At 61.5% G+C, this 18,166-nt stretch carries 16 protein-coding genes, 1 tRNA gene and 1 pseudogene; 12 read left to right on the top strand and 6 right to left on the bottom strand.

The window, feature by feature from the left end; all coding sequences use genetic code 11:
* Positions 1 to 42 precede the first annotated feature (42 nt).
* Entirely contained in the window at positions 43 to 1,845 is a 1,803-nt protein-coding gene (locus tag HMUK_RS06940) for an ABC transporter ATP-binding protein (RefSeq protein WP_015762419.1), read from the bottom strand.
* 285 nt (positions 1,846 to 2,130) lie between these two features.
* Here HMUK_RS06940 and HMUK_RS16690 point away from each other — a divergent pair, with 285 nt between their 5' ends.
* Positions 2,131 to 3,483, top strand: coding sequence for a sulfatase (locus HMUK_RS16690; protein ID WP_015762418.1), 1,353 nt, complete (start codon positions 2,131 to 2,133; stop codon positions 3,481 to 3,483).
* A 286-nt stretch (positions 3,484 to 3,769) separates the two neighbouring features.
* Here the strand turns inward: HMUK_RS16690 and HMUK_RS16685 are convergent.
* A pseudogene (locus HMUK_RS16685) lies at positions 3,770 to 4,596 on the bottom strand (IS5 family transposase).
* Between the two features lie 1,048 nt (positions 4,597 to 5,644).
* A complete protein-coding gene (locus HMUK_RS06925) occupies positions 5,645 to 7,093 on the bottom strand; it encodes a sugar transferase (protein ID WP_015762417.1) in 1,449 nt (482 codons plus the stop codon).
* A gap of 187 nt (positions 7,094 to 7,280) precedes the next feature.
* Here HMUK_RS06925 and HMUK_RS06920 point away from each other — a divergent pair.
* Positions 7,281 to 7,353, top strand: a tRNA-Pro gene (locus tag HMUK_RS06920).
* 31 nt (positions 7,354 to 7,384) lie between these two features.
* Here the strand turns inward: HMUK_RS06920 and HMUK_RS06915 are convergent.
* Complete coding sequence (locus HMUK_RS06915) at positions 7,385 to 8,059, bottom strand: alpha/beta hydrolase (protein ID WP_015762416.1); 675 nt, start codon at positions 8,057 to 8,059, stop codon at positions 7,385 to 7,387.
* Positions 8,056 to 8,988: a VOC family protein gene (locus tag HMUK_RS06910; RefSeq protein ID WP_015762415.1), complete on the bottom strand. Its 933-nt coding sequence runs from the start codon at positions 8,986 to 8,988 to the stop codon at positions 8,056 to 8,058. The genes HMUK_RS06915 and HMUK_RS06910 overlap by 4 nt, the downstream gene beginning before the upstream one ends.
* Before the next feature lie 294 nt (positions 8,989 to 9,282).
* Between HMUK_RS06910 and trmY the strand changes: the two genes are divergently transcribed.
* The 7 genes from trmY to HMUK_RS06875 all read left to right on the top strand — a co-directional run bounded on the left by trmY (position 9,283) and on the right by HMUK_RS06875 (position 14,910).
* Complete coding sequence (trmY, locus tag HMUK_RS06905; protein ID WP_015762414.1) at positions 9,283 to 9,882, top strand: tRNA (pseudouridine(54)-N(1))-methyltransferase TrmY; 600 nt, start codon at positions 9,283 to 9,285, stop codon at positions 9,880 to 9,882.
* Positions 9,883 to 9,945: 63 nt separating this feature from the next.
* Positions 9,946 to 11,184, top strand: a complete 1,239-nt coding sequence (locus tag HMUK_RS06900) for an outer membrane protein assembly factor BamB family protein (RefSeq protein ID WP_015762413.1) — start codon at positions 9,946 to 9,948, stop codon at positions 11,182 to 11,184.
* 70 nt (positions 11,185 to 11,254) lie between these two features.
* Positions 11,255 to 13,309, top strand: coding sequence for a hypothetical protein (locus tag HMUK_RS06895; protein WP_015762412.1), 2,055 nt, complete (start codon positions 11,255 to 11,257; stop codon positions 13,307 to 13,309).
* Between the two features lie 57 nt (positions 13,310 to 13,366).
* Entirely contained in the window at positions 13,367 to 13,912 is a 546-nt protein-coding gene (locus HMUK_RS06890; RefSeq protein WP_015762411.1) for an NUDIX hydrolase, read from the top strand.
* 149 nt (positions 13,913 to 14,061) lie between these two features.
* A complete protein-coding gene (locus tag HMUK_RS06885) occupies positions 14,062 to 14,292 on the top strand; it encodes a hypothetical protein (RefSeq protein WP_049940764.1) in 231 nt (76 codons plus the stop codon).
* 130 nt (positions 14,293 to 14,422) lie between these two features.
* Positions 14,423 to 14,650 (top strand): hypothetical protein, encoded by a 228-nt coding sequence (locus tag HMUK_RS06880; RefSeq protein ID WP_015762409.1) that lies wholly within the window; start codon positions 14,423 to 14,425, stop codon positions 14,648 to 14,650.
* On the top strand, positions 14,647 to 14,910 hold the full coding sequence (locus HMUK_RS06875; protein WP_015762408.1) for a hypothetical protein: 264 nt from the start codon (positions 14,647 to 14,649) through the stop codon (positions 14,908 to 14,910). Before HMUK_RS06880 ends, HMUK_RS06875 begins: the two co-directional genes overlap by 4 nt.
* 49 nt (positions 14,911 to 14,959) lie before the next feature.
* Here HMUK_RS06875 and HMUK_RS06870 read toward each other — a convergent pair whose 3' ends face one another.
* Positions 14,960 to 16,756 (bottom strand): L-aspartate oxidase, encoded by a 1,797-nt coding sequence (locus HMUK_RS06870; RefSeq protein ID WP_015762407.1) that lies wholly within the window; start codon positions 16,754 to 16,756, stop codon positions 14,960 to 14,962.
* Between the two features lie 101 nt (positions 16,757 to 16,857).
* Here HMUK_RS06870 and HMUK_RS06865 point away from each other — a divergent pair, with 101 nt between their 5' ends.
* Genes HMUK_RS06865 through HMUK_RS06855 form a run of 3 tightly spaced genes read left to right on the top strand, consistent with a single transcriptional unit; the run spans position 16,858 to position 18,006 of the window.
* Positions 16,858 to 17,169: a hypothetical protein gene (locus tag HMUK_RS06865; RefSeq protein WP_015762406.1), complete on the top strand. Its 312-nt coding sequence runs from the start codon at positions 16,858 to 16,860 to the stop codon at positions 17,167 to 17,169.
* Positions 17,166 to 17,408 carry a DUF7861 family protein gene (locus tag HMUK_RS06860; RefSeq protein WP_015762405.1) on the top strand — a complete coding sequence of 81 codons (243 nt, stop codon included), beginning with the start codon at positions 17,166 to 17,168 and terminating at the stop codon, positions 17,406 to 17,408. The genes HMUK_RS06865 and HMUK_RS06860 overlap by 4 nt, the downstream gene beginning before the upstream one ends.
* Positions 17,409 to 17,451: 43 nt before the next feature.
* Positions 17,452 to 18,006, top strand: a complete 555-nt coding sequence (locus tag HMUK_RS06855) for a PAS domain-containing protein (RefSeq protein WP_015762404.1) — start codon at positions 17,452 to 17,454, stop codon at positions 18,004 to 18,006.
* Positions 18,007 to 18,166: the final 160 nt, after the last annotated feature.

The raw sequence follows: 18,166 nt of genomic DNA, 5'->3' as shown, positions 1-18,166 counted from the left end.
GGGAGACTTCACAAATCCACAACCATTGTCTCAAATTAGTTATTATCTTCCTGATTGGATTCCGTACAATTCCGCGTACTTCCCATCGGTCTCTACCAATTCGTTGTGGGTTCCGCGTTCGGTGATCCGTCCATCCTCAACAGTGTAAATCCGATCAGCGTTCTTCACGGTTGATAGCCGGTGTGCGATCGTAATTATCGCATAATTCCTGTCCATTTCCTCGATTGCGCGCTGCACTTGCTTCTCAAGATCCGAGTCCAAGTCGCTCGTTGCCTCGTCCATGATTAACAGGTCGGCGTCCTTGATCAGCGCCCGTGCAAGTGCGACGCGCTGCTTTTGACCGCCCGACAACCGGACACCTTCGTCGCCGAGCATTGTGTCGTACCCGTCCGGGAGATCTTCGAGAAACTCGTCAACTCGTGCGATCGAACAGACTTGGTCTAATTCTGACTCACTCACGTCACGGTTCCCGATTGTCAAGTTGTATCGGAGTGTATCGTTGAAAATGAACGGGTTCTGACGGACGACCGACAGACATTCACGCCAGTCGTCGATGTCAATCTCATCGATTGATACCCCGTTAGCCTTGATCGTGCCCCGGTCAATCTCGTACATCCGTGCTAGCAAGGAGACGAGAGTCGACTTGCCTGCTCCTGACTGTCCAACGAATCCGACGAACTGGCCTTTTTCCACTTGAAAGTTCATCCCCTGGAGAACGGTCTCGCTATCGTTGTATGAGAACCATACATCCTCAAATTCAACCCCATTGATCTCCTCGGGCGCCTCTTTCGATCCACTGTTGTCTTCTTTATTCTGTTCGAGTACGTGGATAAACTCCTGCGTTCGGACCAGATGGGGCAAATCATTCTCCACTTGGTAAAAAAGTGTATTCACTCGGCTCGCCTTCGGTCCTAATCTGAACATCGCGTACAGGAACAACCCAAGCGCGCCCAGTGTCAGATCGGCAAACTCCAACGCGAAGTATATAAGTACAAAGACAGATACGGCGACGATGAGATTGTAAAACTTGTCGATAGCGGCCTCATTCCGCCGCAGAAGTATCCGTGCCTGAGTGTACTTGTCAATCGCGTCTTGGAAATCCTGGTATAGTTCGTCTGCGACTCCGAAAACTCGAACGTCCCTAATCCCCTGGGTTCCCGCTTGCGCAGCTTCTTGCCGCTCTTTGTTGGCGTCGGCGACCTGTTCTCCGACATCGTAGCCCGTCTCCAGCACTTGCCGAAATACCAGGGTAAATCCTCCAAGCACGAACACGGCGAAGAGCGTCAACCACGGGGCGACTACAAAGGCGATAAACAGGTATACAGACGCCATGAAGGTCTGTTCAAGGAACTGGATACCGCGCTTAATGACTCGTCCGGCATAGTACGTTTGGGTTACAATTGCGTTCAGTATATCGTCGGAACCCTCCTCATCGTAATAATCGACGCGGGCGTTCAGTGCGTTTCTAAACGCGCGATCCTGTAGATCTCGGATATAATAGGTTCGCAACGCTTCCCGCAACCAAGCAACGACAAAGTTTGAGGTATACCGTGCAACCATCACTCCCGACACCCCTAGTATCACAGTACCGAGCGTAAATGGGACCCCGGCGGTCCGATACAACGTCACAAATATCGCTAAGAGTCCGTCAGCCTCAGATGCTGAATCCTGGGTCTGCACGAGTTCCACAATAGGGAGTATGAAACTGAGACCGATTCCCTCAAACAGCGCAGCGGTTATCCCAAAGGCGAAAACACCGACGGTGAAGCGTGGCCGAAATCGGGCGACTGCTATCACGGCTTCTATTTTGTCCCGCCGAGAGACATTATCCGGTTCATCCGCCATTAATAATCCAACTGAGGAGTGGTTCAGCGCAGATAAAAATCCGTTGTTTTGCGGCCTGAAGATCAATCATTTCACCCATACTAAATGATTGCGATACCCTAGCTAGATTCTGCTGCTCCACATGAGAACATTATCGATAGAGGAACCATCAAGCGGAAGCAACGAGTTTGCGATACTGGATTTTCCCTTCCAAAGCGATCCACATTCTTTGGTTGGGCATTTGTCCGGCTACAGTCGGTGTTCTTCTTTCGAAGCCTTTATTGACCAATCTGCGTCCTTCTCAATATGACCGGCAATTCTAACATCATACTCATAACCGTGGATTCACTGCGGTATGATACTATATTTTCGGACGAAGCGGTATCAGCTCCGACAATTGAACAATTAATTGAAGAAGGGCTAACGTTCAAGCGAGCGTATGCGAACGGTACCTCAACGGGAATGTCTTTTCCATCTATTTTTTCAGGGATGTATCCCTGGGACTACTATGGGTCTTATTATTCCCCCGATCGTCCACATCTCATTGAAGAGTTCAAAAACACGAATTATGGAACAGCAGCGTTCCACTCAAACCCCCATCTAAGTGCCTCATTCGGATATGACCGTGGTTTCGACATTTTCTCCGAGGGTTCTGATTCACCGTCTACAGTCTCGAAATTACGTAAGAAGGCTGGGAATAACATACCGAAAGATAGCATTCTCTATGATGTTTTGCGGAAAGCTTGGAAGAATCTAGAAAAAGCTACTGGAACTGGTGTCGGGACTCCTTACGTGGATGGAACCGAACTCAATGAGTACGTATTCGACTGGTTAGAATCCGCTTCAGCTCCAGTATTTGGGTGGGTTCACTATATGGACGTACACCATCCGTATCTGCCCCACAAAAATACGGTTAGTCACGATATTGGAGAAAAAGAAGCGATTCGACTTCGGCAAAAATTCATCCATTCTCCAGATGACTTGGTGAATAGCGAGATTGAAATCCTGCGTCAATTGTATCGGGGAGAAGTGGAATACTTTGATCGATGCCTCAATTCGCTCCTTTCCAAGGTGCAGTCTGAGCTCGGCTTCGACAATACGGTCCTTATCTTGGTGTCCGATCACGGTGAAGCATTTGGGGAAAATGATAATTACGGTCACGGGGGCGATGCACTCGGTGACGAAGTCACCCGGGTCCCGCTTATTATCCGCGGACCGAACATAGAGCCTAGCAAAGTAGAGTCACCCGTGTCGTGCGTTGATATTTATCCGACAATTACAGATATCAGGGGTGAGTCTGCACCGAGTAAATGTCGAGGGAAGTCGTTACTCGCAGTAGATGAAAATGAACGACAGGAAAAGGACGAGAAACAATATGTATTCGCACACGCCAACGCGCCGTCAGATGGACAGGCTATGATCTGTGATGGAAGGAGAAAGCTCATTCACGATCGAGGTGAGAATACAGATACCTTGTATGACTTATGTGACGGACAAGAAAAAGAACGGATCAACTATCGGGCGGACCATGTGAAGGATCTAGTTGACGAAATCGAAACGCACATATCCAGTATAAAAAGCAGCGATGACTCTGCAATTCAACCTGATATAGACGATGAAATGAAAAATAAGTTACGGGATCTAGGGTATATAGATTAACTAGTTTTATTACACAATCGTCGATCTGGTCGGGGATATGGAAGGATGGTTTCCGTCCCATACGAAACTGATTACGGCGGGTCCGGATACTGGCTGTTGAGGAAAAGTCCAATTACGTTCGCGGAAAACTGACGTCCTACCCAGCGGCATTGGTTGGGTTTGATTGGTATGGACTCTCTGGAAGAGACTCTATCGTAGTTTAGGAAGACTGGTAACGAACTCATTTGAATTAATAGCAGGTTTATAAGCATACTGTGCCTTGTTGAATCCAGGGATGGCGTAGTGATCACTCCTTGATGGCTTGTTCGAGGTTGTAGACGGCCACGGTCAGCACCAGTTCTCTGAATTCGCGGTACCACGCGCTCGGCCCGACAGCGGAGCCGAATAGGCGGTTGATGGCCGAGAATGCGGTCTCGGCCATCCATCGCTGCCCGTAGAGATCGCTGTCCAACCGTGCGTTGTGGGCGTGATCGTAGTGCGCAAACAGCCGGTGTCTGATGACCGGCCGGACACCTTCGGAACGGAGTGCGTCCCGCAGTGACTGATCGTCGTAGCCTTTGTCACCGGCGAGATCTCGATTTCAGCGGTATTGCGCAGCGCCACCCGACGGCCGACCTGTGTATCGTGGGGCCAGTGTGCCGAACAGTGGAGGTCGAGGACGGCACACGACGCCGTGTCTACGAGGGCCGTCGTTTTCAGCGTGCGTATGTGGCGATCCGACCGGTCGACGTAGTGGCTGGATGCCGCTTCACGGTCGAAAAATGTGGCATCCAGCGCCCCATGATTGCCGGGATCGCAGCGGGTCGCCGACCGACGGAGCAGTTGCCGCCAGATACGGGTCGGCACCCGTTCGAAGGACCGCCACAGCGTCGAGGGGGCCGGGAAGTCGGTCCGAGCCAACTGCAACAGGCCACGAACGCGATCCATCTCACTCGCCCAATCGACGATTTCGCGGTAGCTCGCGTCCATGTGGTTCCGCAAGAAATGCAGCGTCAGATGCTTCCAATCCGCAAATCCGTTGCCAGCCGGGTCACTCACCACCGCCGTGGGGCTGGCGGCACAGCGTTTTTGAGCCAGTGATGCGGCTTGTGTAACGAAGCGGAAGAGTGGCATTGGTACATTCACTCTCTCCGCTTCGCTTCCACCTTCACAGCAACGCTATCCGCTCGCAGTCATCGGATTCAACAGAGTAGAACAAAGAGACTAACGTTTGAGATCGTAGCTGAAACTGTGCAGATATGGGATCAGCGTGTTAACTGTTTTATACCAACGACGAAGTTTGGTGTCGAACTGGACGATATATGAATTGCTAGGGATTTGCTCAGCAAGAGGTACGGAGTACAATTGACTACGAAAAACGATCTGAACATCTCGAATAAATCTGTGACGAGCACAGACGAAACAATGGGTCATACGACTGTCTAGTTCCTGTAGATGGTGGAAAAGATAGCGCCTATCAGACACACGTGTGAAGGAAGTTCTCAATATGAATCCCTTTTGATGGCTGTTGGAGACGCTTTTGAAAAAGATGGGCCGGACTGCATTCGAGGAATTTGGAAGTCCGACGTGACCTGTTGACCGGCCCATCTACTGGGTCCCGATCCACATAGGCATTGACCCCGATGTCCCGCTGATTGTGTACGGCGAGAACACCAGCCAGGAGTACGGTGACTTTCAGTAAGACCATGATCAGGAAGATTTGTTTAGCTCGATTAGCCAAATCAAAATACTATTCGAAATCGGTCTATTTCGATCTCCAGCTGAAAAACGGTGTCGACAAAAAGGATTTGAATAAAATGCAATATCCTGATGGTTCCGAGATTGAATCCCTGAGACTCGAACCGGTCTCCCTCATCCATTTTCATCACAGATGTGGATACAGAAGCCAACTGATTACGGAAAATTGCGGATTCAGGACGATTACCGACGAGTGGCGGCATAAACCATTCATTAAGCTGTGCAGTAAAATAAACTAGGAGGAGTATCTCATGAACGTCTGGATGGAGTATTGCAAAATGGGACATATGCGAACCACGGACGTCGTCGGATATCATCAATGCAGCGATAAGTTCGATACCTCTCTTGAAGAGGACACCGAGATGATAGAAGAATTCGACAAAAATGAGGGATACAGTTCACTATTCGAGGTACGCAGGGCTTGTCAACGATGAGCCAAAGTTTCAGCAATATCACTAACGACCTTCCAGATCTGGCGAATTGCGATTTTCAGGTCGAACCAAAACGACTGGCGCCGAATGTACTCTACGTCAAGTCGGAGTTTTTGTTCTGGTTCGTGACCGGTTACGTCATTGACCTGCGCGAGACCCGTAAGACCCGGACGAACGAACCATCGGCGACGCCAGTCTGACACCCCTTCTTCGATATCGCGATCGAGTTCCGGACGCTCCGGTCGTGGACCGACGACACTCATGTCGCCGACGAGGATCGACCACAGCTGTGGTATCTCGTCGAGATGTGTCTTCCGAAGCGTTCGACCAACTCGCGTTACCCGTGGGTCTCGTCCACCTCGGTCTTCCTCGCTAAGTTTTGCCCCGGTTCGCTCTTCTGCGTTCGGTATCATACTCCGGAATTTGTACACCTGAAAGGTATCTCCGAACTCCGCGGTCCGTTCCTGTTTGTAAAATATGGTGCCACCGTCCTCGAGTTTGATCGCCACGGCAGCGGCTGCCATCAGTGGGAGTCCGAACAACAGGCCGACAGCCGCAAACACCACGTCGAAAACTCGCTTCACTACCCGCTCCTGCCAGTCCCACGGCTCGACGTCGATGTCCACGATCTCCTCGACCTGGTCGTCGTCGACGAGGACGCTGTCGGCCTTGTCCCGGTGGATCTTCGCGTCGACGCCGTGCTCGTGGCAGGTAGCCAACACGCCAAAGAACTCCTCTCGATCCGTCTCGTCGAAGGCGAACACGGCGACATCGATGTCGTGTTCGACGAGAATGTCGTCGAGGCGTGAGAGTCCACCCAGACACTCCAGATCCGTCGTGTACGTCAGCGAGTCGGCCGTACTGCCAGCACCGTCAGCGAGCTGTGGTTGCCCCGATCCCTCCGTGTCGACGATGTAGGGCGACGGAGGAGAGACGTAGCCGAAGACCGGGATGTCGATCGCAGCCAAGATACGATCGATCTCACTCGGGTCGTCGCCGACGATGATCGCCCGACCGCTCTCGCCACGTGCCGGTCGGCTCCGGATGGTCACGAACCACGTCGGGATCGCCACGACGAGCAACGATCCGACGATCAGGAGTGTCGCTCGCGGTAAGCGGTACGTGTAATCGAAGTAGCCGATCGTTGCGAGGGCAAACAGCCCAACGAGGGTCCGTTTCAGGGCGAACATCGAGATGTCGAGGATCCGGTGAGGACGGGGTTTGTACAGCGGAGCGAGTGCCAGCAAGACGACGACAGCAGTTGTCCCAGCTTCGATGAAGAACTCCCTTCCCTCGGCGGGATCGAAGGGAAGATGTCCGACGACGGGTAGCAACCGAAAGCCAGAGTGGACGAGTGGATGATTGGCAACCGAGACTGCGGCCACGATCAACGCAAAGACTCCAACGACGGAAACAATCCGATACCGCCAGCCACTCGCCATTGCCTTACGGTCCCCCTCGGTATATATACATAAATCGGTTACTGATCACTCTACTGTGAAGAGGGGACATCCCGGTGTAGTCCCAAACACGGCGTTTGACGCTGTGGTGTGTGACCTACCCCACAGCGGAGGTACTGTTTCGCAACGATTAAACCGTCGCCACCCATTCGTCTACCTGCTACGTCACGGGCCGGTGGGGTAGCTTGGTATCCTTCGGCCTTCGGGTGGCCGTAACCGCGATTCGAATTCGCGCCGGCCCATTCTCCGCCGTACGATGTCGGCGAGCACCGGCTATTGATCGTCGGCCATCTCGTCCAGTAGCGACCCCAGACAGTCGAACTCGTCGTCGGTGACCTCGTGACCGACGCCCTCGTAGCGGCGCTCGGTCACGGTGGCGTCGAGCGACCGGAAGGTGTCGGCGGTCTCTCGGGCCCGGTCAGCAGAGACGTGTGGGTCTTCGTCGCCGGACGCCACGAGCACCGGCGTCTCGTCGAGTGTCCCCGCGTAGCCCCCAGAATCGATCGCCGGGCCGAGCAGCGTGCCACTGAGGACGGCCACGGCGCCGTACCGACCGGGGTTGCGGGCGGCGAACTCGGCGGCGACGCAGGCCCCCTGCGAGAATCCGGTGAGGACGACGTGGTCACGGTCCACGCCGAACGTCTCGACGACGTGTTCGAGGAGGACCTCAACGACGCCCAGCGCCGACGAGAAGTGTGGTTCGTTGCGCTCGATCGGCTGGGAACTCGCGTAGGGATACCACCTGCTTCGGTGGGCGTCGGGGGCGACGAACGTGACGCCGTGGCGGGAGATCGGATCGAGCAGATTGACGATCCCTTGTGCGGTTGCGCCCCGGCCGTGGAGCGCGAGGACGACGGTTTCCGTGGCCCCTCGGGGCGCGCCCGCGGTGACGATCGCCTGGCTGCCGTGGGGGCCGGGAACGTCGTCAGTCGGGCTGTCCGCGCTCATCCGTCGCGGTAGGGCACCTCGATTGGGGGCAACTGTCCCTCGATCATCTCGCGGTCCTCCTCGGCCCAGGGCGGTACGACGAGCGAGGAGCCGAGATCGGCCGCACCCTCGTCGACCGTGAGGCCGGGCGACTCCGTCGCGAGCTCGATCAGGACCCCACCGGGTTCCCGGACGTAGATCGCCCGGTAGTAGTGGCGATCGCGAATGCGCGAGACGCGAAGATCCCGCTCCCGGAAGAGGTCGTGCCACTCGCGCAGATCCTCGTCGTCGACGCGAAGCGCGACGTGGTGGATCGTCCCGACGCCCTCGCGGCCGAAGCCACCCTCGCGGTCGAGCAGGTCGACGACGGTCGCGTGGTCGCCGGGTGCGCGGTAGCGGACGCGATCGTCGCTCTCGGCGACCTGTTCGAGGCCGAGCGTTTCGAGGACGCTCGCGGTCTGGTAGGGATCGACGGGGTGTGTCGTGACGCCGTGGAGGCCCCTGATCCCGTGCTCGGCTGGGACGGGGCTCGCCTGCCAGGAATCGACCGGCGCGTCGGCGGCCACGAGTTCGAGGCGCGTGCCGGCGGGATCCTCGAACCGGAGCAGGGACTCGCCAAGGCGCTCCCGGCGCTCGGGATCGACGCCGTGCTCGGCGAGCCGGTCCGCCCAGAAGTCGAGCGAGCCCGGCGGGACGGCGAAGGCGGCGGCGTCGATTCCCGGTCGGCCGCGTCGTCCCGGCGGCTCGTTGGGGTAGGGAAAGCAGGTGTAGATCGTCCCGAGGTCGCCGGTGCCGTTGCCGTAGTAGAGGTGGTAGCGCAGCACGTCCTCGTGGTTGACGGTGCGCTTGACGAGGCGCAGTCCCAGCACGTCGGCGTAGAAGTCGAGGTTCTCCTGTGGGTCCCCGACCATCGACGTGACGTGGTGGATCCCCGGCGTGTCTGTGAGCATCTGGTAGGCGTCTGTTCGCGTCCGATCGGCTTAGGTCCGTGGTCGGAAAGTGCGATCAGAGGGAATGGGATCGGCGACGACGAGACATCGAAATCCCTCACAGTGCTCGCCTTTTCAGCCACCGGGGTTCGGCTGTGTCCCCAACTACACCCTGGCGGATGAAAGGGCGAGGCGCGGTCCGACGGCTTTCGGTTCCTCGCTGATGATGTCACTGGGAAGTGGGGCACTGTTCTCTCAACGAGCGAGTCGACCCGAAACAGGAGCCCTGATATGGCCGCTTGCACACCGACAGGTATGCGCCAGTTCGTCATCATCGGCCACGACGCGCCCACGACGCCCGACTTCTCGCTGGACGATCTCGCTGGGGCGGCGGGGCGACTCGACGTGCTCTGTCGGTGTGTCTCGGCGGCCGTCTTCCTGAGTCACGACATCCGCGAGGACGTTCGCGTCCACCTCGTGCTGGGCGACGAGTACACGGTCACCGTCGACAGCGAAACGGTCCGGCGGCTCAACCCGGACGAGCGCTCGACTGCGGCCCTGATTCGCACGGCCCTCGAAGAGCGCGAGGAGGCGATCGGTCACATTCCGGTCGAAACGTCTCCCGGCATCTCGCTGACTCGCCGAGGGTTCGAGGGCACGCTCGAAGACGTGGCGACGGCGGGGACGGTCGTCCAGTTGCACGCCGACGGCGACCCCGCCGTCGACGCGACGCCGCCGACCGGTCCGGTGTTCGTCCTCTCGGACCACCGAGATTTCACCGACGAGGAGCAGGACTTGCTCGACGACGCTGCCGACCAGCGGCTCTCACTGGGGCCACAGCCGTTACACGCCAACCACGCGATCACCGTCGCCCACAACTTCCTCGACACCGACGGCTACCGGTCCGACGAGTGAGCCAGGAGCGACCTCGGAAGCGTGCGAAAACCACTTGATTCGGTCCCCACGTTGGAGAGTGGTATGAACGAGCGCAGACGGCGGTTCCTCGAAGGCGTGGGAACGGCTGCGGCGATCGGGACGGCCGGCTGTCTCGGTCGGTTGCGGACGCTCGGGGGCGGACCGGACAGACCGCCAGCCGAGACGGCCGACACGCAGTTCCGCGGCGAAACCACCAGACTGGGCGTGTTCCCCGAGCAGACGGTCCCCTCGTCGGTGACTGTCGACTGGCGGCTCGACGGCCTCAACACGGGCGGGCACACCGCGGCGAAGGGCAGTCCCGTGCTGGCACCGACCGGCGATATCGTCGTCACCGGCGACACCGGCGAGGTGTGGGCGGTTCGGCCCGACGGGAGGCGGCGGTGGCGGGCCGACGCCACGGACACGCCGCGGGGGTTCCACGGCACCCCGGCGATCGCGAACGGGACCGTCTACGTCGGCGCGTACGACGGGGCGCTGTACGCGTTCGATCTGGAGACGGGCGAACAGTACTGGCGCACGCAGCTGGGCGACGCCATCGGATCCAGCCCCGGCTACCACGACGGGCGGCTCTACGTCGCCGTCGAGTACTACGAACCGAGCGGTGCCATCTTCGCGCTCGACGCCGTCACGGGCGAGGTCAGCTGGGAAGATCGCCGAATCACGGACCACCCACACTCGACGTGTGCGATCGACCGCGAGGCCGGCCGTCTGGTCGTCGGGTCGAACGACGGCCGCCTCTACTGCTGGTCGTACCCCGACCACGAGTTCCTGTGGACCGACGACACCGGCGAGGAGATCAAGGGGCCGATCGCGACCTGGGACGGGAGCGCGTTCTTCGGCTCGTGGAGCGACAGGATCTACCGCGTCGCGCTGTCGGACGGTTCCGAGGAGTGGGCGACCGATCTGGGCGCGTCGGTGATGGCCGGCCCCTCCGTCGAGGGGTCGACGGGCACCGTCTACGTCGGCGACCAGCACGAATCGCTGTACGCTCTCGACGCCGCCGACGGCGACGAGCAGTGGGAGACAGACGTCGGTGGCCCGGTCATCGGCTGCCCGACCGTGACCAGCGAGCACGTCCTCGTCGGGTCCTACGAGCCGAAGCTGACCGCGCTGACGAAGTCGACCGGCGAGGAGCTCTGGGCCGTCCCGGCCGAGGGCGAGGTCACCAGTACCCCGCTGGTCACCGACGACGCGGTCTACGTCGCCGAACGGACCTCCGAGGCGTCGCTGGAGGGCGAGGGGTCCACGGGCGGGCTGTACCGCATCGTCGCCGACGAGTGAGCGACGGTCACGGCTGGTGCGGTCCCGAACGTGCCAGAAGACCTTTTGACGTGCCCGGCGAGGAGCACACGTGACAGAGTACGCCTCCGATCTCCTCGATCGGCGTGCCTTCCTCGCCGCTACTGCCGCCGTCGGGACGAGCGCAGTGGCCGGCTGTAGCGCGCTGGAGGCCGGCGAGGACGCGACGACGACGCCGGTCGACGAGGGCCGCGCACGCGAGCTGGCCGAGCGGTTCGCACCGACGCTGTACTTCGACAGCGCCGAGCAGTGGTTCCCGACCGACCCACGCCCCTACGAGAGCGACCGCGAGGGCGAAACCGTCGTGGACGGCTTCGACGCACTCGACGGTTACACCGAACGATTTCGAGCCGCCGAGACGCCGCCGGATCCGACCGTCTTCCACAACGTCGTCACCTACGACGACTCCCCGCTCGCGGTCGTCCAGTACTGGGCCTACAGCGCCTTCGACCAGTTCACGACGAACTTCCACTGGCACGACTGGGAGGTGCTCCACGTCTTCGTCGACACCGACAGCGACGAGCCCGCGCTGTTCGTCGCCAGTTCCCACTCCCGGAGCGTGCCCAACAACGAGTTTCTCGATCCCGATCGGACCGTGCCGCGGATCCTCCAGGAACTGGGCTCCCATTCGAGCGCGCTGTCGGTCAACGAGGAACGCGACCGCTTCCAGCGACTGCCGACGGGCGGCGACATCGCGGACATCACCAACCGCGTCGTCGACGACGTCGAGTCCCTCGCCTCGATTCCCGTCGCCTACGGGCTGCCCCGCGACGAGGGGAGTCGGCTCCCCTACGTCGTCCCGGAACTCGACGGCGCACCCCTCTACGAGCACGACCGGCTCCCGTCGGTCGAGCCCGAAGACCTCGTGCCAGACGAACTGACGGTCAGGTCGTTCGACTCGCTCTCCGCGCCGCCGACGGACCTCCCGGAGCGCGAGACCGGGCTCGTCTTCGAGTTCGAGGGCCGCAACGACCCCGGGACCGACGCGGACGTAGCCTACGAGCTCCGATCGACGGCCGACATCGAACACATCTCCGGGTTCACCGGCCCGCAGTTGAGCTTCGAGTTCTCGGTCCCGGAAGCCGTCGAGGACGCCGTCGCCGGCCACATCACGACGACCGGCGAGCCCTGGAACCAGCCTCGCTACCAGAACCCCGCAGCGGACATCTCGGACCCGAACCACCGCCGAGAACTGGCCGAACGGTACGCAGCGATCGGCGAGCCGGCACCGGTCAACGCCGTCGTCACCGCCGTCTCCTCGCTCGTCGAAGACGGCGAGGCTCCGGACGGGGAAGGCGTGACCACCGAGGACAGCGCGGTCGAGTCCGTCGCGCTGCTGGAGAGCGATCCGAGCGCCGTCCCGACGTTCCGGGGGGTCGCGGTGGCACAGGGCGTCGATGCCGGCCAGCACCGTCTCACCGTCAACGGAGCGGGTGTCGAGCCACACAGCGAGTCGATCACGGTCGAGGACCGGGGCGTGACGGCGGCCGGCGTCGACGGCGAGATCCCGCTCGTGACTCGCGAGGACGCGACGAAGGTGACCGTCGATCCGACCGAGAGCGAGACGGAGGTGACCGACTTCGCGCTCGAAGACGACTTCGGTGGACGACTCTACGACGCTCCGGTCGAGGGGCCGGACGCAGTCTACGTCCACCGCGGCGGTGCCTACACGGGCGAGATCCGCGACAGCGACGACGAACTCGGGGCCGTCCGCGTGAACCCGACCGACGAGGACCGCATCGCGGTCGAGCGGCCGACCACCGGGAAAGAATCGCTGGCGAGCTTTCTGGCGACGATCACCGAGGAGACGCGCGCCGAGATCGAGGGACTGGATCTCGATGGGAGGGCAAACGCCGTCCAGGGGCTCGTCAGAGCACTGGAAGCGACCGGCAGCGCCGCACAGCGAGCGGCCCGGCGGGCCGCAGACGGCGACCGAGAGGGAGCGGACCGTCGGCTCGTGGCCGTCCAGAGCGGGTTCGAGCAGGTCGCGGACAACCTCGAACGGGCCGCAGACGGCCTCCCCGACCCCATCGAGCGAGCGGTCGACAGACGGCTGTCACAGGCCCGCAAGCGCGTCGAGCAGGCCCTCGACGCGGAGAAGCTGTAGCGCCTGGGCGTCGACGCTTCCGAGCATCTTTTGGCGGTCGTCCCCACACCCCGAGACATGACTGACGAACTCGCCTGGGAGACCCTGGAGCGCAACGTCGCCTACAGCTGTGCGGGATTCGACGTACGCAACGAGCGCGTTCGCTTCCCGGACGGGACCGACGCCGAATTCGACTACCTCGCGGAGGGCGAGAGCGTCGTCGTCCTCCCGCTGACGCCCGACGGCGACGTGGTCGTCATCGAGGAGTGGCGACAGGCGGTCGGCCGCGTGAACCGCGGCCTCCCCGCCGGCTCGATGGAGTCCGACGACGCCGATCCGGAGGTCGCCGCCCGTCGCGAACTCGCCGAGGAGACCGGCTACGAGGCCGGGTCGCTCGAACACCTGACGACGGTCGAGCCGGCCAACGGCTTCGCGGACGCCGTCTTCCACTACTTCGTCGCCCGCGACTGCGAGCAGACGGCCCAGCAGGACCTCGACGGCAACGAGTCGATCCGCGTCGCGACGACGACGCTCGACGAACTCCTCGATGCGGCCCGCGAAGACGAGCTTCGGGACGGGCGCACCGTGACCGGCGTGCTCTACTACGCGCTGTTCGAGCGGTAGCGACGTCTCTCGGCCGTTCGTCTGCGGCCCACGCGCCACCCGGAGGCGTCGGTCTCAGAGTGTTCAGAGCGGTCAAAGAGATGCTGAAAAAACACGCTTCAGTGAAATTCTTACCAAAGCGATATATGTTCGTGGTGCTAGTTAACAGTGTGCCCACAGAAGAACTAACAGTCGAGACGGGCGGTGACGCCGAACGGACGCTCGGCCCGGCGGCACTGGCCTCGATCGCCTCCGTCGCGCTGGCACTGTACTACTACTACGTTCGGGGAGACAAACAGCGCGGGCAGTTCGTTGGCCTGTGGCCCGCGACGATTCTCGGTCTCGCCATCTACCGCAGGCTGGGCGAGATCGAAACGGAGCTCGAACGGTACCGAGACTGAAACGCTCGGCAGCCCATCTGTGACGGTCTTCACCACCGCGGGGTGGCGAACTCGTTCACAGATGGGCCGCTGACAGTACGAGCCGGTGTACGGGACGACCAGACACTGCAGCCGCGGCGAGACAGATACAATGCGTTCGACAATCACCAGACCACTCACACGGATCGACACCGAGACGCGCATCCAGTACGGATTGATGCTCCTGTTTGGCACGCTCTGCCTGCTGGCCGCAGTCGCCCCACTGGAGCTGATGACGAAAGTCGTCGTCGTCTCCGTGCTGTTCGGCTTCACTGGCGGGCTCTGGATCTCCCATCTCGTCCAGATCGTCCAGCGAGCCGCACCCGAGGCCGAGACATGAGCAACGACCTCGCAGACGAACAGCCGGATCGTTCGCTCTCTGGAATCGAGTTCCTGACCGGCGAGGACCCGAGCGCGGGGTCGTTTCTCCTCGTCGTCGGGATCGTCACGTGCGTGTTCATCGCGGCCTTCCAGTTTACGCTCCCGGAGCCGATCTCGACGGTGCTGACCAGCCTCGTCGTCGTGCTCGCCGTGATCAGCTTCCTAATGGGCGCAATTCTGGACGCGCTGGGCTACTTCGACGTGCCGGACAGCAAGTAGTTCCAACCGGTCACACGATCGGATCGCCCCTCGGGACGCCCGAGCGGCGTCATTCGAGCTGGTGGTAATCCAGTTCGTGTCCTTCGTCGAGAGCCGCCTGGACGGCGTCGCTCGGCGTGCCGACCGGTCGCGTCTCGGTCCGCATGCCACCGACATCGGAGCGTTCGAAGTAGATGTTGCACTGCCAGTCCGGATCCGTCTCTGTCTCGTCGGTCCGGTAGTGTGCGCCCCGGGACTCGGTCCGTTCGAGTGCGCCACGCAGGACCGCCTCGGCGGCGGTCAGCATGAACCCGATGTCGATCGCGAACTCGAAGGACGAACTCGTCGCCGAACCCACGTCCATGTCGGCGGCCTTCTGACGGACCTCGTCGAGTGCGTCGAGGCCCGCCCGCAACGACGTGTCCGTTCGCAGGAGACCCGCGTGTTCCCACAGCAGGTCCTGTAGTTCGGTGAACACGTCCGTCACGTCGTGAGCGCCGTCTCGACCGGCCAGTGTCGCCAGACCACGGAACTGCGGGTCGGCGATATCAGAGACGACCGCCTCGGGCAGGTACCCCGCTCCGTCGACGCGCTCGGCGATCCGTTCGCCCGCAACGACGCCGAACGCGACGGTCTCTGCCAGCGAGTTGCCACCGAGTCGGTTGGCACCGTGGACGCCGGCCATCGTCTCGCCGATCGCGAACAGTCCGTCGACGGCCGTCTCCCCGTGCTCGTCGACGGCGACGCCACCCATGCCGTAGTGGGCTGTCGGCGCGACTTCGACGGGTTCGGTCGCCATGTCGACGCCCAGTTCCTGGAACCGCTCGTACATCCGCGGGAGACGCTCTCGAATGAATGTACGGTCTCTGTGAGAGAGGTCGAGGAAGACGCCGCCGTTGTCGGTGCCACGCCCCTCCGCGATCTCCTGTGCGATCGCTCGGGCGACGACGTCGCGGGCGTCCAGCTCCATCTGATCCGGCGAGTACCGCTCCATGAACCGCTCGCCGTCGGTGTTGTAGAGGTGTCCTCCCTCGCCGCGAACTGCCTCGGTGACGAGCCGCCCACTCCAGGGCTCCCACTCGGGATCGTCTTCGTCGACCGCCATTCCCGTCGGGTGGAACTGAACGAACTCCATGTCCACGAGTTCGGCACCCGCGTGGTAGGCCAGTGCCGGACCGTCGCCGTTGTTCTCGTCGTCGCGAGACGTATGGCGGTTGTAGGCCGCGGCGTAGCCACCGGCCGCTAGCACGACCGTCCCCGCGTTGACGAGCACGAACTCGCCGGAGTCCATGTCGAACCCAACCGCGCCGTAGCACTGGTCACCGTCCGACAGCAGCTTGGTGATCATCACGTTCTCGCGGTACGGCACCGACAGCTCCTGTGCCCGGTCGACGAGCGTCTCCAGCATCGACTCGCCGGTGTGATCGCCCGCGAACGCCGTTCGACGGAACGACTGGGCACCGAAGAATCGCTGGTCGATCTCGCCGCCTTCCGTCCGGGAGAAGTCCATTCCCCAGTCGTCGAGTTCCCTGAGGCGGTCGGGCATCTGTCTGGTCACCGTCTCGACCTTCTGTGGGTCGTTGACGAAGTGGCCCTCGTTGAGGGTGTCGGCGGCGTGGATCGCCCACGAGTCATCCGGATCGTGGGTCCCCAGCGCGCCGTTGATACCGCCGCGTGCCCACGTCGTGTGCGCGTCGCCGTGGCTCCGTTTGCCCAGCACCAGCACGTCGTCGACGCCGCGCTCGGCGAGTTCGATCGCCGTACGAGCGCCGGCAGCGCCCGCTCCAACGACGAGTACCGAGACGTCGACTCGCTCGTATCCGGGCACAGACGTTTCCTCGCTGTCGGCAGTGTCTGGGTTGCTCACACCGAGACGAAGGGGCTCTGGACGCTTACGGCTTTCGCGCGCGTGCGCGCTCGCGAGTCGAACCGCGAAACACGTATCGGTCGAGAGGCGCTACGGCCGGTGTGACCGAGCCAGAACACGCTGCTAACCTCGAAGTGGGGCTCCGAGAGCAGTTCGGCGACCGAGAGGGCGTGTCGCTGACCGTGTCGGACGAGGGCCACTGTCGACTCGCCTTTCCCGACCGGACACTCGTCGTCGAACGGCGTCACGAGCCCGCGAAGGCCCCAGCGTGGACGCTCGTCCTGCGAGCCGACGGAGAGACGGTGAGCAAGTTCGGCCCGCTGGAGACGACGACTGCCGTCCTCGAACGGATCGCCGCCCTGGTCGACGCGGACGTTCGTTACACCGTCTGCTGTGACGGGAGCCCGTCGTGAACCACGATCGCATCCACGCCAGAGAGCCCGACCACCACGTCGACCAGTGGGAGCGTGGGCAGATCGAGGCACTCGAAGAACGCGACGGCCACTGCGTCGTCACGGTCCGCGCCGACGACGGGGAGTCCGTCGAACTGACCGTCACGTTCGCCGTCCGGGACCTGTTCGTGGGACGACTCGACCTCGACGGCAGGTCGCCGGTCGGCGAAACGGTCTGGTACCGGGTTCGGGGCGAGTGAACGACAGACGTTTTGCACCGAAACCGCAAGACGAGTCTACGAGATGGGACGCAGAGACGACCTCGCCGATTGTCTCGTCGCTGGCCCGGAGACGTTCCGGAGACGGTTCCCGACGGTCGTCGAGCGCTACGACCTCGCCGCCCGAACGGACGCCTTTGACGACGGGATCGAGGCGTTCGACGCGCCGACCGTCCTGCCGGCTGGCGAGCGGGTCGAGGGATGGACTCGGGAACTCGTCTGGCGGCTCTGGCTGCTGGACGACGCGATCGTCGGACTCACCCTCTCCGGGCCGGCGTATCAGGACAACCCGATCCAGTACGTGAACCGGCGCTTCAGGGACCTGACGGGGTACTCGCTCGAAGAGGCACTGGACGAGAATCCCCGCTTTCTCCAGGGTCCCGACACGGAGCCTGGACCTGTCGCCGACCTCCGCGAGGCGACGGCGATCTGGGAGCGTGTCACGGTCGAACTGCGGAACTACCGGCGAGACGGGACCCCATTTCGCAACCGGGTGTCCCTCGCACCGATCACCGGCCCCGACGGGTCGGTGACACACTGGCTGGGGATCCAGCGACAGGTCGGCGACGAAAGGGAGTGACGGGACTGCCCAGCGCGGGGCAGCGAGGACCCACCGTCGAGAGATCGATACCGCTCGGTCGCGGAACGCAACCCTTAGGCACGCGCTCGTCCCACTGCGGGTAATGCGAGACCACTTCGAAGTCGGCCGGTACGACGCGGCCGGCCGTCTGGGCGAGCTG

Origin of the sequence: Halomicrobium mukohataei DSM 12286 (assembly GCF_000023965.1) — an archaeon.
GTDB lineage: Archaea > Halobacteriota > Halobacteria > Halobacteriales > Haloarculaceae > Halomicrobium > Halomicrobium mukohataei.
Note: the sequence above shows the minus strand (reverse complement) of the source record. Positions and strands in the feature narration are given on the sequence as shown.

Excerpts from the sequence above, each read along its gene's own strand:
- HMUK_RS06940 (WP_015762419.1), bottom strand. The coding sequence starts at position 1,845 with ATGGCGGATGAACCGGATAATGTCTCTCGGCGGGACAAAATAGAAGCC.
- HMUK_RS06900 (WP_015762413.1), top strand. The coding sequence starts at position 9,946 with ATGAACGAGCGCAGACGGCGGTTCCTCGAAGGCGTGGGAACGGCTGCG.
- HMUK_RS06910 (WP_015762415.1), bottom strand. The coding sequence starts at position 8,988 with ATGCTCACAGACACGCCGGGGATCCACCACGTCACGTCGATGGTCGGG.
- HMUK_RS06855 (WP_015762404.1), top strand. The coding sequence starts at position 17,452 with ATGGGACGCAGAGACGACCTCGCCGATTGTCTCGTCGCTGGCCCGGAG.
- HMUK_RS06915 (WP_015762416.1), bottom strand. The coding sequence starts at position 8,059 with ATGAGCGCGGACAGCCCGACTGACGACGTTCCCGGCCCCCACGGCAGC.
- HMUK_RS06925 (WP_015762417.1), bottom strand. The coding sequence starts at position 7,093 with ATGGCGAGTGGCTGGCGGTATCGGATTGTTTCCGTCGTTGGAGTCTTT.
- trmY (WP_015762414.1), top strand. The coding sequence starts at position 9,283 with ATGCGCCAGTTCGTCATCATCGGCCACGACGCGCCCACGACGCCCGAC.
- HMUK_RS06875 (WP_015762408.1), top strand. The coding sequence starts at position 14,647 with ATGAGCAACGACCTCGCAGACGAACAGCCGGATCGTTCGCTCTCTGGA.
- HMUK_RS06890 (WP_015762411.1), top strand. The coding sequence starts at position 13,367 with ATGACTGACGAACTCGCCTGGGAGACCCTGGAGCGCAACGTCGCCTAC.
- HMUK_RS06880 (WP_015762409.1), top strand. The coding sequence starts at position 14,423 with ATGCGTTCGACAATCACCAGACCACTCACACGGATCGACACCGAGACG.
- HMUK_RS16690 (WP_015762418.1), top strand. The coding sequence starts at position 2,131 with ATGACCGGCAATTCTAACATCATACTCATAACCGTGGATTCACTGCGG.